This window comes from Autumnicola patrickiae, from assembly GCF_031846525.1.
Taxonomy (GTDB): Bacteria; Bacteroidota; Bacteroidia; order Flavobacteriales; family Flavobacteriaceae; genus Autumnicola; species Autumnicola patrickiae.
In genome coordinates this window covers 386,493-402,014 of record NZ_JAVRHM010000001.1, presented here as the reverse complement: position 1 = coordinate 402,014, position 15,522 = coordinate 386,493, and the positions used below count along the sequence as shown (strand labels likewise).

Annotated in this window: 14 protein-coding genes; 9 read left to right on the top strand and 5 right to left on the bottom strand. The window is 38.9% G+C overall.

The window, feature by feature from the left end:
- Positions 1-50: 50 nt before the first annotated feature.
- Complete coding sequence (locus RM549_RS01845; protein ID WP_311680096.1) at positions 51-1,697, bottom strand: FMN-binding glutamate synthase family protein; 1,647 nt, start codon at positions 1,695-1,697, stop codon at positions 51-53.
- Between the two features lie 2 nt (positions 1,698-1,699).
- Positions 1,700-2,908, bottom strand: coding sequence for an amidohydrolase (locus RM549_RS01840; protein WP_432264693.1), 1,209 nt, complete (start codon positions 2,906-2,908; stop codon positions 1,700-1,702).
- Positions 2,909-3,314: 406 nt separating this feature from the next.
- Here RM549_RS01840 and RM549_RS01835 point away from each other — a divergent pair, with 406 nt between their 5' ends.
- The 3 genes from RM549_RS01835 (at position 3,315) to RM549_RS01825 (ending at position 6,581) form a co-directional block, all read left to right on the top strand.
- Complete coding sequence (locus tag RM549_RS01835) at positions 3,315-5,633, top strand: ATP-dependent helicase (RefSeq protein ID WP_311680094.1); 2,319 nt, start codon at positions 3,315-3,317, stop codon at positions 5,631-5,633.
- Between the two features lie 72 nt (positions 5,634-5,705).
- Entirely contained in the window at positions 5,706-5,915 is a 210-nt protein-coding gene (locus RM549_RS01830; RefSeq protein ID WP_311680092.1) for a hypervirulence associated TUDOR domain-containing protein, read from the top strand.
- Between the two features lie 45 nt (positions 5,916-5,960).
- The gene (locus RM549_RS01825; protein ID WP_311680090.1) at positions 5,961-6,581 is read left to right on the top strand and encodes an L-threonylcarbamoyladenylate synthase; all 621 of its coding nucleotides are present in this window, start codon (positions 5,961-5,963) and stop codon (positions 6,579-6,581) included.
- Between the two features lie 249 nt (positions 6,582-6,830).
- Here RM549_RS01825 and RM549_RS01820 read toward each other — a convergent pair whose 3' ends face one another.
- From RM549_RS01820 to RM549_RS01810, 3 genes are all read right to left on the bottom strand, one after another.
- A complete protein-coding gene (locus tag RM549_RS01820; RefSeq protein WP_311680088.1) occupies positions 6,831-7,679 on the bottom strand; it encodes an OmpA/MotB family protein in 849 nt (282 codons plus the stop codon).
- Between the two features lie 92 nt (positions 7,680-7,771).
- A complete protein-coding gene (locus tag RM549_RS01815; protein WP_311680086.1) occupies positions 7,772-8,764 on the bottom strand; it encodes a glycosyltransferase family 2 protein in 993 nt (330 codons plus the stop codon).
- 8 nt (positions 8,765-8,772) lie between these two features.
- Positions 8,773-9,228 (bottom strand): type I restriction enzyme HsdR N-terminal domain-containing protein, encoded by a 456-nt coding sequence (locus RM549_RS01810; protein ID WP_311680084.1) that lies wholly within the window; start codon positions 9,226-9,228, stop codon positions 8,773-8,775.
- An 87-nt stretch (positions 9,229-9,315) separates the two neighbouring features.
- On the opposite strand from RM549_RS01810, the gene holA reads away from it, so the two are divergent.
- The 6 genes from holA to RM549_RS01780 all read left to right on the top strand — a co-directional run bounded on the left by holA (position 9,316) and on the right by RM549_RS01780 (position 15,363).
- A complete protein-coding gene (holA, locus tag RM549_RS01805) occupies positions 9,316-10,320 on the top strand; it encodes a DNA polymerase III subunit delta (RefSeq protein WP_311680082.1) in 1,005 nt (334 codons plus the stop codon).
- A gap of 3 nt (positions 10,321-10,323) precedes the next feature.
- A complete protein-coding gene (locus tag RM549_RS01800; RefSeq protein ID WP_311680080.1) occupies positions 10,324-11,226 on the top strand; it encodes a 1,4-dihydroxy-2-naphthoate polyprenyltransferase in 903 nt (300 codons plus the stop codon).
- 88 nt (positions 11,227-11,314) lie between these two features.
- Positions 11,315-11,995 (top strand): metal-dependent hydrolase, encoded by a 681-nt coding sequence (locus tag RM549_RS01795; protein ID WP_311680078.1) that lies wholly within the window; start codon positions 11,315-11,317, stop codon positions 11,993-11,995.
- 229 nt (positions 11,996-12,224) lie between these two features.
- Entirely contained in the window at positions 12,225-13,259 is a 1,035-nt protein-coding gene (locus tag RM549_RS01790; protein ID WP_311680076.1) for an o-succinylbenzoate synthase, read from the top strand.
- 5 nt (positions 13,260-13,264) lie between these two features.
- Positions 13,265-14,209 carry a CPBP family intramembrane glutamic endopeptidase gene (locus tag RM549_RS01785; protein WP_311680074.1) on the top strand — a complete coding sequence of 315 codons (945 nt, stop codon included), beginning with the start codon at positions 13,265-13,267 and terminating at the stop codon, positions 14,207-14,209.
- Between the two features lie 62 nt (positions 14,210-14,271).
- Positions 14,272-15,363: an AMP-binding protein gene (locus RM549_RS01780; protein ID WP_311680072.1), complete on the top strand. Its 1,092-nt coding sequence runs from the start codon at positions 14,272-14,274 to the stop codon at positions 15,361-15,363.
- Positions 15,364-15,522 lie beyond the last annotated feature (159 nt).

The following is a 15,522-nucleotide window of genomic DNA, read 5'->3' as shown; positions in this document are numbered from 1 at the left end:
AATATTCTAAATAATTAGATAAATATTCAAGCCTTCAAAAGTAAATAAATTCAGGATTTATCTTCTGTCTTAGTTCGATCATTCTTATCATAAACCGAAGTTTTTTCAGTTTCAGCTTCTTTTGTGGTTACTTCCTTCGACTTTTCTTTTCCGCCTAAATATGGTGAATCTACGTGCTCCTGAACAGAGGTAAATTCAACTTTGGCTTTTTGGTAACAAAAAGTATCCTCTAAGGTGGCAACAAGGGTTTTGTCACTTAGGTTTATTTGCACATCACTCATATTTATCTGGCAGGGATGTTCGTAACCACAGGCATGGGTGATTTCCAGTAACTCTTTTCTGAATTTTGTGAAATAGTAATTCACTCTTTCAGACTTATCTTTAATATTAATTCCGGACTGGAGCCATTTATTCTGAGTAGCGACGCCGCTGGGGCAGGTGTTATTATGGCAAACCTGGGCCTGGATGCAGCCAATGCTTAACATTGCCTCCCGGGCCACACTTATACAATCTGCTCCCAAAGCCATGGCCATAGCGGCTTTTGCCGGAAACCCGAGTTTGCCACTGGCAATAAATACTATCCTGTCTGTAATTCCCTGTTTTAAAAATACTTTATAAACTTCAGAAAAGGCATAGATAAAAGGAAGGGAAACATGATCTGCAAAACTTGGAGGGGCAGCTCCTGTACCGCCTTCGCCACCATCAATACTAATAAAATCGGGTCCGGTTCCTGTCTCCTGCATAATATCTGCCAGTTCTTCCCATTGCTTGAGCTGGCCTACGGCAGATTTAATACCTACCGGAAGCCCTGTGGCTTCTGCTATTTCTTCAATAAAGTCAATTAGCTCTTCTGTATTGCCAAAGGCAGTATGGTTTGGAGGGGAAAGTACATCCTTACCTACAGGAATATGCCTTATTTCAGCAATTTCCGGAGTGATTTTAGAAGCTGGTAAAACTCCGCCTTTTCCGGGTTTTGCGCCTTGCGAAAGTTTGATTTCAATTGCCCTTATCTGCGGATTCTCATCTACCAGTGCTACCAATTTCTCAAGACAAAAATTCCCATCGTCATCCCTAACGCCAAAATACGCCGTACCAATTTGGTAGACTACATCTGCTCCTTTTTTGTGGTAGCTGGAAATCCCACCTTCGCCAGTGTTATGAAAAGCCGCAGCTTTTTTGCATCCGCGGTTTAAAGATTCTATGGCCCGGGCAGACAGTGAGCCGAAGCTCATTGCAGAAACATTAATAATTGAAGCAGGACGAAAAGGTCGCCTTCTTTGGTGATAAAGCCCCATTACTTTTGCGCAGGCAATAAAATTTGGATCTTTATGGTTGTGATGGTTTTTTTCCAGGCGGTAAGGCATCATGGCATTATTTACAAAAATGTAATGATTGCCGTAAATATCCCGATCTGTCCCAAAACCTTCATAATTATTTTCATTTTTGGAAGAGGCATAGATCCAGCCGCGTTCCCCGCGGTTAAACGGAAGTTCTTCTCTGTTGCTGGCTACGATGTACTGGCGTAGCTCGGGGCCAATACTTTCCAGTAAATATCTTAGATTGCCCACAACAGGAAAATTGTGTTTTATGATATGAGTTTTGTTGAAAAAAATATCCTTTATGGCCACAAGAACCAGGAAAATCAATATCCAGCCCCACCAGCTTATTGAGCCTAAAAAATCTAAAAATTCATCCATCATTATTCATTTAAATAATCCAACGCCAATTGCGACATCGCCTTCACACCTAAAATAAGTCCGCTTTCATCTATAAAAAAGTCCGGCGTGTGATGAGGTGCCGCTTTATTTGAATTTAAGGGTTTTCCTCCAAGAAAAAAATACAATCCGGGAACCTTTTCCTGAAAAAATGAAAAATCTTCCCCTCCGGTAGTTGCTTTTTCCAGTTTTACATTCTCACTTCCTGCGATTTCCTGAAGTGTTGGCAGCATTTTCTGAGTTAGTTCAGGATCGTTATAGGTAATAGATGTTTTATTTTCAATTTCGATGGTAGCTTTAGCACCGTAGGCTTCAGCAATAGCGGGAACCATCTCTTTCATTCTTCTTAAAATAAATTCCTTCATGTCCGGATCAAGAGTTCTCACGGTTCCGATCATTTCTACCGATTCCGGTATAATGTTGAAACGTACACCTCCGGAAATTTTTCCGACGGTAATTACCGCCGCAGCATCGGTTAGTTTAGCTTCGCGGCTAATTATGGTTTGCAGTCCGTCAATTATCTTTGCTGAAATCATTACAGGATCGGTTCCAGACCAGGGTTGGGAACCGTGTGTTTGTTCGCCTTTTACATTAATTACAAAGCGCTCCACTGCGGCCATAATACCTTCGGGTTTATAGGTGATGGTTCCCACGGGAACTTCAGAATCTATATGTAATCCAAAAATAGCATCAACATCAGGAGTGGTTAACACTCCTTCTTTTATCATTAAGGCCGCCCCGCCTTCTTCTCCCTGTGGTGCACCTTCTTCGGCTGGCTGAAATATAAGTTTTATCGTACCGTTTATTTTATCCTTATTATTAGATAAAACTTCAGCAACACCCATAAGAATTGCCGTGTGCGTGTCGTGGCCGCAGGCATGCATTACGCCGGTTTCAGAGCCTAAAAATTCTGTGGTAACTTCAGATTTAAAAGGAAGATCATTTCTTTCTGTTACAGGCAGGGCATCAATATCTGCACGAAGAGCCACTGTTTTTCCTTCACTATTACCCTTCAGAATTCCTACTACTCCGGTTTTTGCCACTCCAGTCTGTACTTCCATCCCAAGGCGCTCGAGATGTGCAGCAATTTTTTCAGCAGTTTTAAATTCGCGGTTGGAAAGTTCGGGATTTTGATGAAAATCCCTTCGCCATTCTATTACTTTTTCTTCCAACTCTTCAATTTGTTGCTCCATTTGAAGGTCTGATTGGGCATATAACCCAAATCCGTAAATTGAAAATGCAAAAAATAAAATATTCTTCATGCTGTAGGTTTAGTTCAAAATTAATTTATTGATTTTAGTGGTATTACGGAAAAAGGGTACTTGATAGCTGTCCGCCAAATTTTCAAAGATGCTCCCCAGCCAATTCCTGACAGAAAAAGTTGAGGTGGAAAAATGGCAATTATCAGCAATTACTTTTTTATGGAATGACCTTTTTTCTTACCGTGGTATCAGATTCAGAAGCACGGTTTATCTAAAGATATTTAAAATATGAACTCGCTCATAATTATTCATATAAGATTTCTTTATAAGAAGGAACTTCCTGTTTTTGTAACCGTGCTTTTTTGGTTAAATTCACGCCATAAAAGAAGGAGGAAAATTGGAATCTTATTTAGCTGAATTAAACGAAGCCCAGCGTGCGCCGGTATTGCAAAAAGACGGTGCAATGATTGTTATTGCCGGGGCAGGATCTGGTAAAACGCGGGTGCTTACCTACAGGATTGCTTACCTGATGAGCCAGGGAGTGGATCCTTTCAATATTCTGTCACTTACGTTTACTAACAAAGCGGCAAGGGAGATGAAAAACCGGATATCGAAAATTGTTGGTAGTAGTGAGGCGAAGAATTTATGGATGGGAACTTTTCACTCCATTTTTGCCAAAATTCTGCGTTTTGAAGCAGATAAATTAGGTTATCCTTCAAATTTCACTATTTACGATACCCAGGATTCCCAGAGTGTGATAAGGGCAGTGATTAAAGATATGCGTCTGGATAAAGATGTATATAAGTACAAACAGGTGTATAACCGTATATCTTCATATAAAAACAGTCTGATCACTGTAAAAGCATATTTTCAGAATCCGGAGTTGCAGGAGGCAGATGCCATGTCCAAAAAACCCAGAATGGGGGAGATTTATCAGGCTTACGTTGACCGGTGTTTTAAAGCCGGGGCTATGGACTTTGATGATTTATTGCTGAAGACTAATGAACTACTGAATAGGTTTCCTGAAGTTTTGCATAAATATCAGAACAGGTTCAGGTATATATTAGTTGATGAGTACCAGGATACAAATCATTCGCAGTACCTTATCGTAAAGGCGCTATCTGATAAATTTCAGAATATTTGTGTGGTGGGTGATGATGCGCAGAGTATTTATGCCTTTCGTGGAGCGAATATTAACAATATCCTGAATTTTCAGAAGGATTACGAGAATGTGCAGATGTACAGGCTGGAGCAAAATTACCGGTCTACCAAAAATATAGTTAATGCAGCCAACTCAATAATTGATAAAAATAAGACTAAGCTTGAGAAAGTGGTTTGGACAGCAAATGACGATGGTCCTAAAATTGTGGTAAACCGGCTGCTTACAGATGGGGAAGAAGGTCGCTTTGTAGCAAGTTCCATCTTTGAAACAAAGATGCAAAATCAATTATCCAATGGAGATTTTGCTATTTTGTACCGGACGAATGCCCAGAGCAGGGCTATGGAGGATGCGCTTCGGAAGCGGGAAATTCCGTATAGGATCTACGGCGGACTTTCATTTTACCAGCGAAAGGAAATTAAGGATATTCTTTCTTATTTACGGCTGTTAATAAATCCTAAGGATGAAGAAGCGCTGAAACGGATCATTAATTTTCCTGCCCGTGGAATAGGACAAACCACAATGGACCGGTTAAGTATAGCTGCAAATCAATATGGGAAATCCATCTTCGAAGTCATAGAAAACCTGGATCATCTCGATCTGAAGATCAATAAAAGTACACGGAATAAGCTGGAGAATTTCGTGAACATGATCAAAAGCTTCACGATTCTGAGTGAAAATGCAGATGCTTTTGTGGTTGCAGATACCGTAACAAAGAAAACAGGACTTGTTCAGGAATTAAAAAAAGACGGTACGCCGGAAGGAATTGCCAGAATTGAGAATATTGAAGAGCTTTTAAACGGAATAAGGGATTTTGTGGAGGAGCAAAAAGAATTGGCAGATTCTTCAGGCTCTTTAGCTGAATTTTTAGAGGATGTAGCGTTGGCTACAGATATGGATAAGGATACTTCAGATGAAGACAGAGTAGCGCTCATGACCATACATCTCGCGAAAGGACTCGAATTTCCGTATGTCTACATTGTAGGACTTGAGGAGGATTTATTTCCTTCAGCAATGAGTATGAATACCCGGAGCGAGCTGGAAGAAGAGCGGCGCTTATTTTATGTGGCTTTGACGCGTGCAGAAACCCAGGCTTACCTTACCTATACCCAATCCCGCTATCGTTGGGGAAAACTTGTAGATGCGGAACCCAGTAGGTTTATTGAAGAAATAGACAATCAATTTCTCGATTATCTTGTTCCGCAGGATGATTACAAGTACAAACCACTTATTGATACCGATATTTTTGGAGAAGTAGATAAAAGTAAACTGAGACAAACAAAGCCGAAAAAGGGAACTCCGCCGCCGGCTCATAAACCAACAGAGCAACAGTTACAAAAACTACGAAAGCTAAGGCCTGCTGCTCCAGAGCCGGCAAAGGCAACAAAGTCGGTTAATTTGTCTGAAGGCAATGAAGTTGAACATATGCGCTTTGGAAAAGGAAAAGTTTTAAAAGTAGAAGGAGTGGGACAAGATCAAAAAGCAGAGATAGATTTTGAGAATGGCGGGATTAAAAATTTGTTGCTCCGTTTTGCTAAGCTTAAGCTACTCTCTTAGGATAATTTTCAGTTAAACTTCTGTTATAGAGGCTTTTTTTCTATTTCATTATATTTATATTCAAAAGAAAAAATGATAAGAAAAGGAAGTAAAGTCTCCTGGAAATGGGGAAATGGTACAGCAGAAGGAAAAGTGGTTTCTACACATTCAGAAAAGGTGACAAAAACCATAGAAGGAAGTGAAATCACCAGGAATGGGGAAGAAGGAAATAAAGCTTTATATATTGAGCAGGAAGACGGGAGCAAGGTTTTAAAGCTGGAAAATGAAGTAGAAAAAGCATAGTTCTTTACCAGGAACCGGAAAATTTAATTTATAAAAAATTGATCTATGGCGGAATTACTGAGAATCTATAATGAAAATCCTGAACAAAACAAGATAAAAAAGGTTGTCGACACCTTAAGAAATGGTGGATTGGTAATCTATCCCACAGATACAGTCTACGGTTTAGGATGTGATATTACTAACACTGCAGCACTTGAGAAAATTGCCCAAATAAAGGGAGTGAAACTGGATAAGGCGAACTTCTCTTTTATTTGTGAAGATTTGAGTAATCTTTCCGATTACGTAAAGCAAATAGATACCGCTACTTTTAAAATTTTAAAAAGATGCCTTCCGGGGCCTTACACTTTTGTCCTTCCCGGAAACAGTAACCTTCCAAATGTTTTTAAGAAAAAGAAAACGGTTGGGATTAGGGTGCCAGATAATAATATATGTAAAGCATTGGTTTCAGGGTTGGGGAATCCTATTGTTTCGACCTCAATTAAGGATGATGATGAGGTTTTGGAATACACCACAGATCCTGAACTTATAAGAGAAAAGTGGGATAACCTTGTGGATATAGTAATTGATGGCGGTTATGGTGATAATATTCCCTCAACGGTTATTGATTTAACTACGGCAACTCCCGAAGTGATTAGGGAGGGAAAAGGTAGTATCGAGATTATGTAGGGAATTCTTGTATACCCAACATTTGGTCGAAAAAAAGCTGTCTGTTTAGGTAGCTTTTTGTTTTTTAATTGCAGAAACACCTGTTAAAATATTAACGATTTTCAGGATATTTAACTTCCAGTTTTGACGTTACTCAAATTCGGCGGTAAACATTCTTTAGATTAAAGAATTCAACAGTAAAGCTTAAGTATAATAAAAAAGCCCCATGATTCTGTCACGGGGCTTTCAGCTGTATTTTTTAAAACTATTTTAGTTTTGAGAAGCGGCATTTGCTTCTTTCATTCCTTCTTCAATCATTCCGTAGAATTGATCAAGTTTAGGAAGTACTACAATACGTGTTCTTCTATTTTTAGCACGACCTTCAGCAGTTTCATTAGTTGCAACAGGAATATAGTAACTTCTACCGGCAGCAGTCATACGGGCTGGCTCAACACCAAACTCATCCTGAAGAATTCTAACTACAGATGTAGCTCTTTTCACACTAAGATCCCAGTTGTCCTCAATAGCTCCGCTGCTAATTGGCTGGTCATCAGTATGACCTTCAACCATAAATTCAATATTGGGCTTGTTTTTTACTACAGTGGCAACTTTTCCAAGAACTTCTTTTGCTCTGTTGGAAACATTATAACGACCACTCTCAAATAAAAGCTTATCTGAAATAGATACGTAAACAACACCTTTTTCAACGTTAATCTCGATATCCTCATCGCTCATGTTACCTAAAGCACCTTTAAGGCTGGTAACCAACGCAAGCGTAACGGAATCTTTTTTGTTTATGGCATCACGCATACTCTTGATGGCCAAATCTTTTTCTTTAATGCTTTCTAAAGATCGTTCAAGGTTTTCAGCTTCTTTTTTAGACAAAGTAGCCAAATCTCCTACGTTGTTCAATAAAGCAGCATTAGTATTATTTAAAGTGGATACCTGTCTGTTAAGGTTCTCTTTCTCATCGAGGCAGGAATTAAGTTTAACAGTAGCTGTATTTAATTGGTCCTGAGTTTCTCTTTGCTTAGTCTCCAGTTCTGCATATTTCTTTTGAGAAACACATGAGGAAAGCATAATAGCGGCTGTTGCCGATAAAAGCATGAATTTTTTCATAACTTGAAAATATTATTATTGTTAGATGATTCAAAAGTATCAAAAAAAATCTGTCTTAAAAAGTGATTTTAACATTTCTTTGATACATATTTTTATAATTCCAAAAATTTCTTCCTTCCCCGAAGGTAGTGGGCATAAACAACGGATTCTGTTTTATAATATTGTTCTTTTTTGGGAAAATTTTTTCTTTTTTTTCTCATTGCTGAAATTGAAGAATAAAAACTTAAATGAGCCCTGAAAACTGCAAAAAAGTGATTGAACCTTCCCTGTCCCAAAAATCTGAAAGCAGCTAATCCATCCAAAATCATCCTCATAAAAAGAACCCAAAAGACCTGTGGAGAAGGTACATTTTTAATAATTAAATAGAGACTGTTCCTGAAATTGAAGAAGGTCTTCATAGGGTTAATGCTGCTTAGTGTTGCACCTCCTACATGGTAAATTGTAGCCTTTGAAGCATATCGTATGCTGTAATTAAGGTTATTTAATCGCCAGCAAAGGTCAATTTCTTCCTGGTGGGCAAAGAAATCTTGGTCCAGGCCACCGGCTGCCAAAAATGCCTCTTTTCGTATTGCCAGGCAGGCACCACTGGCCCAAAATATGGTGGTATCGTCATTATATTGGCCATTATCCTTCTCAATTTCATCAAAAATCCTTCCGCGGCAGAAAGGATAAGCGTATTTATCAATAAATCCTCCTGCAGCGCCTGCATATTCGAAGTAGGATTTGTTTTTATAATCCAGAATTTTGGGTTGTACGGCACCCACTTTTGGAGAATGCTCAAAAATGCCAATTATCGGCCTTAGCCAACCGGGTGTTACTTCAATATCACTGTTTAGCAGAATGAAAATATCTTCATCTAGATTTCGGAGCGCATCATTGTAGCCTTTGGCATAACCTCCGTTCGTTTCATTCTGAATAATACTAACCTGCGGAAAATTTTTCCGTAGAAATTCAACCGAATCATCTGTAGAAGCATTATCTGCCACATAAACTGTAGCTTCAGGAGAATGGGAAGTGACAGAGGGAAGGAATTGCTCGAGGAGATGTTTTCCGTTCCAGTTTAAGATGACTACTGCAGTTTTCATAATTGCTTTTACGATTCGGTTTTTTTAAAAGAGGGTAGTTCTTTCAGGAAATTATACTTTTCTGCTTTATAATCCAGCTGACAATAGTAATGGTTAATTCCGTTCGTGACCATCAGGTAACTGGCATTCAGGCTTAAATTGTATCTCGCAATCTGGTCAAAGGTTTCCTGCGTAATTTTAATTTTGGGTGCTTTACATTCTACAATAAGATGAATGTCACCGTTAGGGTTAAAAACCACAATATCGTACCGCTTTACCAGATCGCCCAGCTTCAGTTGTTTTTCAACATTTATAAGACTTTCCGGATAATTTTTTTCTTCAGTTAAGAACCGGACACAATTTTGTCTTACCCATTCTTCAGGAGTAAGAATGACGAATTTTTTCCGTAGTTTGTCAAAAACAGCTGTTTTATTTTGAGTATTTTTGAACCGAAAGCTATACTGCGGAAAGTTTAATTCTTGCATAGCGCCAAAAATAAGAAAGAAAAAATAACCCTTCTCTGAAAAATTCTGAAAAGAACAGGAAGGATACAAAGATCCCCACATTTACCAATGGAAGAAGCCAGGCAAATCGTAAACAGCATACAGAGCGGAAATATTAAACCTGTCTACTTCCTAATGGGCGAAGAGCCATATTATATTGATAAAATCGCCGATTTTATTGCAGATAACGTGTTGCAGGAGGAGGAAAAAGGTTTTAACCAGATTGTGATGTACGGGCGCGATACGAGTATAGATGAGATTGCCAGCAATGCCAAGCGCTATCCTATGATGGCAGAACGCCAGGTAATTATTGTGAAGGAGGCGCAGGATCTTTCCAGAACCATAGAACAGTTAACAGCTTATGCTGAAAGTCCGCAGCCTACCACCACACTGGTAATGTGTTACAAATACAAGAAGATCGATAAGCGGAAAAAACTGTACAAAGCCGTGGCAAAGTCCGGTGTTATCTTTGAAAGCAAACGCCTTTATGAAAATAAAATAGCCGAGTGGATACAAACCACACTGAAAACGAGGAACTACAGCATTTCTCCCAAAGGAGCACAGATGCTGGTAGAGTTCTTAGGAAACGATCTTGGTAAAATCGAGAATGAACTGCAAAAACTGCAGTTAATAGTTCCTGAAGGAACACAAATTACTCCGGAATTAATTGAAGAAAACATAGGGATAAGCAAAGATTTCAACAATTTCGAGCTTAGAAAAGCCGTGGGAATGAAGGACACTTTAAAAGCCCATCGTATCATAAATTATTTTGCGCAAAACCCCAAGGACAATCCTCTTGTGGTAACCATTTCCCTGCTGTTCTCCTACTTTTCCCAGTTATTACAATATCACGGAATTTCAGATAAATCCAAAGGCAACGTGGCGCGGCAATTGAAAATTAATCCGTATTTCGTGAGTGATTATACTACTGGCGCGAGAAATTATCCCATGAAAAAAGTGAGCGGTGTAATAAGTCTGTTACATGAGACCGATGTAAAAAGTAAAGGAGTAGGATCTGTAAACGTTTCACAGGGAGACCTGCTAAAGGAATTACTGGTAAAAATAATGCACTAATTCATGAAGAAAATTAATTCCTGGATTGGAGCTGCCAGATTAAGAACCTTACCACTTTCCCTTTCCGGAATTCTAGTAGGGACGGCTATTGCTGTAGAAAAAGGGTTTTTTAATATTGCCATTTTTATTCTTGCCCTGGCCACTACTTTAGGTCTGCAGGTGCTTTCCAATTTTGCAAATGATTATGGCGACGGGGTAAAAGGAACAGATAATGAAGACCGGGTAGGACCCATGCGTGCGCTGCAAAGCGGAATAATTAGCCAAAAGGAAATGCTGGTTGGGATAATAATCACAGCGGTTATTACTTTAATCCTGGCAGTCCTGCTAATTTATGCTGCATTTGGAACTGAAAATATTATTCCGGCGCTTTTCTTTTTCTTTCTGGGAATCGCAGCTATAGTCGCTGCAATAAAATATACCGTGGGAAAATCTGCTTACGGATATCGTGGCATGGGCGATTTGTTTGTTTTTATTTTCTTCGGAATAGTGGCAGTTTACGGATCGTATTTTCTTTATATCCATGAAATGGAATGGGATGTGTTTTTGCCCGCTTCAGCATTCGGACTTTTTAGTGCGGGAGTTTTAAATCTCAATAATATGCGGGACAGAATGTCTGACGAGAAAGCCGGAAAGAACACATTGGTGGTGAAAATAGGAGGAAAGACGGCTAAGAAGTATCATTATTTCCTGATAGTTTCCGCTTCGGTTTTGCTGATTATCTATACGATCATCAATTTCCATGAAATCGATGATTTTCTCTATCTGTTGGCGTTTGTTCCGTTAGCCCTTCATTTAAAACGGCTTAAGGAAAATGAAAATCCTATTCTGCTGGATCCGGAATTAAAGAAACTTGCTTTATCCACCTTTGCAACCGCTATATTATTCGGAATCGGTCAAATTTTATAAAAGCAGCTTTAACAAAATTATATATCCAATCTATTTAAGGTCTTTTAACAAATCCTTATTTTTAGGTGCTAACTGAAAATACTTCAATATGAAAATCACTTTCTACGGACAAAATTGTTTGGGACTTAAAATAGGAGAAGTAGATGTTCTGGTTGATCCTTTTATCACCGGAAATGATCTTTCCAAAGATAAAATTAATATCAAGGAGCTAAAAGCAGATTATATTTTGCTAACCCACGCGCACCAGGATCATACGCTGGATGCCGAGGAAATCGCAAAGAATACCGGCGCAGTAATCGTGGCTAATTTTGAAATAGCCAATCATTACGAAGAAAAAGGTATTGAGGTGCATCCTATGAATCACGGAGGTAGCTGGGATTTCGAATTCGGAAATGTAAAATATGTAAATGCCATCCATACCAGCTCATTTCCAGATGGGAAATACGGCGGGCAACCAGGCGGTTTTGTCATAGAAGGGGAACATAAAAATATCTACATTGCCGGGGATACGGCACTTACCATGGATATGAAACTGATTCCCATGACAACAAAACTGGATCTTGCTGTCCTGCCGATTGGCGACAACTTTACAATGGGAGTGGACGATGCCATTGTGGCCAGTGACTTTATAGAATGTGATAAAATTCTTGGCTGCCATTACGATACCTTTGGCTATATAGAAATAGACCATGAAGAAGCAAAGAAGAAATTTTATGAAAAAGGAAAGGATCTGATGCTTCTTGACATTGGAGAGAGTATAGAACTATAATTTTGTTTAGAATTTTGGAATGCTAGAATTTTGGAAAAGAGAAATCTTAGATAGAAGATGCATAGGTTTAAAGAATTAAAGATTTGGAAGAAGAGCCGCATCTTTTTTAAAGATATATATAAAGTAACAGTGGATTTTCCAGAAGTTCATAATCCAACAATCCAACAATCCAACAATCCAACAATCCAACAATCCAACAATCCAACAATTCAAAAATCCGGGATAATAAATGACCGCAGAATATAAAAAGTACATTTTAAATTTTAAACGCCCCAGTGGAACTTCCCGGGGCGTTCTTACTATTAAGGAAACCTGGTTTATCATTATCCATGACAACAGCCGGAAAGGCATTGGTGAGTGCGGAATTCTTAGAAGCCTGAGCATCGATGACAGGCCCGATTATGAAGAAAAGCTGAATTGGGCCTGTGAGAATATATCTTTAGGTAAGGAAAAGCTTTGGGAGGATTTAATTGAATTTCCAAGCATTCAGTTTGGGGTGGAAATGGCTTTCCGTTCTTTGGAAGCTGCTAATCCTTTTGAATTATTTCCTTCGGAATTTACTAAAGGTAAAGATGCTATTCCCATAAACGGATTGATCTGGATGGGAGAGAAAGCTTATATGAAGTCCCAGATCGAAGAAAAAATTGCTTCAGGATTTAATTGTATTAAACTGAAGATTGGCGCGATAGACTTTGATTCAGAACTTGAACTTCTGAAATATATCCGAAGAGAATTTTCTTCCGAAGAAATAGAGCTGCGAGTGGATGCCAACGGAGCTTTTGCACCTTCCGAAGCATTGGAAAAGCTGAAGAAACTTAGCGAATTCGAACTTCATAGCATAGAACAGCCAATAAAACAGGGCCAAATTGAGGAAATGGCTAATTTGTGTAGCAGGACTCCGCTGCCTGTTGCACTGGACGAGGAGCTTATAGGCATCTTCGATGTAACAAAAAAAGAGAAACTACTACAAATAATTCAGCCCCAGTATGTCATTTTTAAACCGAGTTTAATCGGAGGTTACAGAGGCACCCGGGAATGGATGAACCTGGCCGAAAATCACGGAACAGGCTGGTGGATCACCAGTGCTCTGGAAAGTAATATCGGTCTAAATGCGATTTCGCAGTGGACGTACACTAAACAACCCCACATGCCGCAGGGGCTGGGAACCGGCAGTTTGTATACAAATAATTTTGAGAGTCCGCTGGAGGTGAAGGGCGGTAAAATTCATTATAATCCGGCGAAGAGCTGGGAATTTAATTTATAGTAAATATGTATATAGCTCAGGCTTTTAAATTCCAATATGCTTTCTGGAGATATCTTATCGGGATTTTTATTGTAGCAATAGGCTTAACAATAGGTCAAGCGCCATTGACTTATGCTATGTTTTTGGAAGAAGGTTTTAACATGTTTGAAATGTCACAGGCCGAACTACTTGGTTTACTGGAACCCAATTTTTCCCTGTTTCTCCTTATGTTATCTTATGCTGTAGGATTGGCAGCGCTATTGTTTGCTGTGAAATACCTCCACGAACAATCTCTACTCAGCTTAACCACCTCCCGGAAAAAAACAGACTGGAAACGCGTTATATTTTCTTTCCTGATTACCGCAATCATAATAGTTGGTGGAATTTTAATAGGATATCTATTGGAACCCGAAAGTTTTCAGTGGAACTTTAATCTAGTTCCTTTTCTCATTCTGCTGGCAATTGCCGTAATTTTTATTCCGGTTCAAACAAGTTTTGAAGAATACCTTTTCCGTGGATATCTTATGCAGGGAATCGGAACACTTGCAGGAAACAAATGGGTTCCTCTTTTAGTGACCTCTCTTATTTTTGGAGGTTTACATATTGGTAATCCTGAAGTTGCTACTTACGGCTATTTTATTATGGCCAATTATATAGGCATAGGTCTGTTCCTGGGAATAATAACATTAATGGATGAAGGGTTAGAATTGGCTTTAGGTTTTCATGCTGCCAACAACCTTTTTATAGCGCTGTTATTAACTTCAGAAAATACTGCTTTTCAAACCCATTCGGTATTTAAAGATATTTCTACGCCGGAATTATTAGGCTGGGAAGTTTTTATTGAAATATTAATTATTTATCCTATCGTTCTGGGAATATTTGCTAAAAAATACGGATGGAAAAACTGGAAAAATAAACTTTTCGGAAAAGTAGAAAAATCGGAAACCTTAAAACTTTCTGAAGAACCTTAAAGTTTTCATAGCATTTTGTTAACTTCCCATTATCAAAATCAAAATAGTTTTGATTTTACGCTATGATAGACAAATACAAAGTACCTGAAACGCACTCGGAATTCAGACTCAACAAGCAGCATTTTACCAATGCTGAACTGCGCCAGGTTGCGTATAGTTTTATTAAGGAAGGAGAGGCTTACGAGGAGAAAATCGGAAGTTTTCTCCTGGACTGGTTAAAACCGTCCTCTTTCACCATCAGTAAAACCTCAGGATCTACGGGCACTCCAAAGGAGATTAAGCTGAAAAAGGAACACATGGTAAATTCGGCTCTGGCTACTTCCAAATTCTTTGAATTACCGGCGGGTACGACAGCGTTGTTGTGTTTACCGGCCACTTATATTGCGGGAAGAATGATGTTGGTTCGGGCAATGGTCTTGGGTTGGCAGCTGGATTTAATTCCGCCGTCATCTAATCCGTTAGACCAGGTTTTTAAGCGTTACGATTTTTGCGCAATGACGCCTTTTCAGCTGGATAATTCCGTTGGACGGCTTCATCTCATTAAGAAACTTATAGTTGGCGGTGGTGCGGTTTCTTATCGTATCCGGAAAATGGTAAAAGATGTTGATACCAAAGTTTATGAAACTTATGGTATGACGGAGACAGTAACGCATATTGCTGCTAAACGGCTCAACTCAAAAAAGAGGCAGAACAGGCCTTTTAAAGTTTTGCCCAATATTAATATTTCCAAAGATAACAGAGGTTGTCTCGTGATAAAAGCGCCAAAACTTTCAGATGAGGTTATTGTTACGAACGATATTGTGGATATTTTGACGTACAAAAAGTTTGTTTGGAAAGGCAGGATCGATAATGTGATAAATACAGGCGGGATTAAGGTTTTTCCTGAAGAAGTAGAGCAGAAAATGAGTCCGGTGATCGATCAGCGGTTTTTTATTACCTCAATTCCCGATGATGCGCTTGGAGATAAGCTGGTTTTGTTCGTGGAAAATGACTTTTCTGAAGAATTGCTGCTTCAGTTAAAGAAAAAGATCGAAAAACTACCAATTTTGGAGAAATTTGAAGTTCCGAAAAAAATATATCTCATAGAAAGATTCGAAGAAACTTCTTCCGGAAAAATTCATCGGGAAAATACGGTAAAAAGTAAAGTCGGTTGAACCTTTTATTTTGAGCACATAAAAAAGCCACTGCCCGAAAATGCCAATTTTTGGGCAGTGGCTTTAAAAAGATCTAATAATAAATCTTCTTTGAAACTATAGCGCGAGTGGCTCTTTAGAAAACCTGAATATTTGCTACTGGCTCTGGAGATAGAGTCC

Bases quoted from the DNA above. Each gene is read 5' to 3' on its own strand.
- RM549_RS01845 (WP_311680096.1), bottom strand. From the start codon at position 1,697: ATGGATGAATTTTTAGATTTTTTAGGCTCAATAAGCTGGTGGGGCTGG.
- RM549_RS01840 (WP_432264693.1), bottom strand. From the start codon at position 2,908: ATGGAGCAACAAATTGAAGAGTTGGAAGAAAAAGTAATAGAATGGCGA.
- RM549_RS01830 (WP_311680092.1), top strand. From the start codon at position 5,706: ATGATAAGAAAAGGAAGTAAAGTCTCCTGGAAATGGGGAAATGGTACA.
- RM549_RS01825 (WP_311680090.1), top strand. From the start codon at position 5,961: ATGGCGGAATTACTGAGAATCTATAATGAAAATCCTGAACAAAACAAG.
- RM549_RS01820 (WP_311680088.1), bottom strand. From the start codon at position 7,679: ATGAAAAAATTCATGCTTTTATCGGCAACAGCCGCTATTATGCTTTCC.
- RM549_RS01815 (WP_311680086.1), bottom strand. From the start codon at position 8,764: ATGAAAACTGCAGTAGTCATCTTAAACTGGAACGGAAAACATCTCCTC.
- RM549_RS01810 (WP_311680084.1), bottom strand. From the start codon at position 9,228: ATGCAAGAATTAAACTTTCCGCAGTATAGCTTTCGGTTCAAAAATACT.
- holA (WP_311680082.1), top strand. From the start codon at position 9,316: ATGGAAGAAGCCAGGCAAATCGTAAACAGCATACAGAGCGGAAATATT.
- RM549_RS01800 (WP_311680080.1), top strand. From the start codon at position 10,324: ATGAAGAAAATTAATTCCTGGATTGGAGCTGCCAGATTAAGAACCTTA.
- RM549_RS01795 (WP_311680078.1), top strand. From the start codon at position 11,315: ATGAAAATCACTTTCTACGGACAAAATTGTTTGGGACTTAAAATAGGA.
- RM549_RS01790 (WP_311680076.1), top strand. From the start codon at position 12,225: ATGACCGCAGAATATAAAAAGTACATTTTAAATTTTAAACGCCCCAGT.
- RM549_RS01785 (WP_311680074.1), top strand. From the start codon at position 13,265: ATGTATATAGCTCAGGCTTTTAAATTCCAATATGCTTTCTGGAGATAT.
- RM549_RS01780 (WP_311680072.1), top strand. From the start codon at position 14,272: ATGATAGACAAATACAAAGTACCTGAAACGCACTCGGAATTCAGACTC.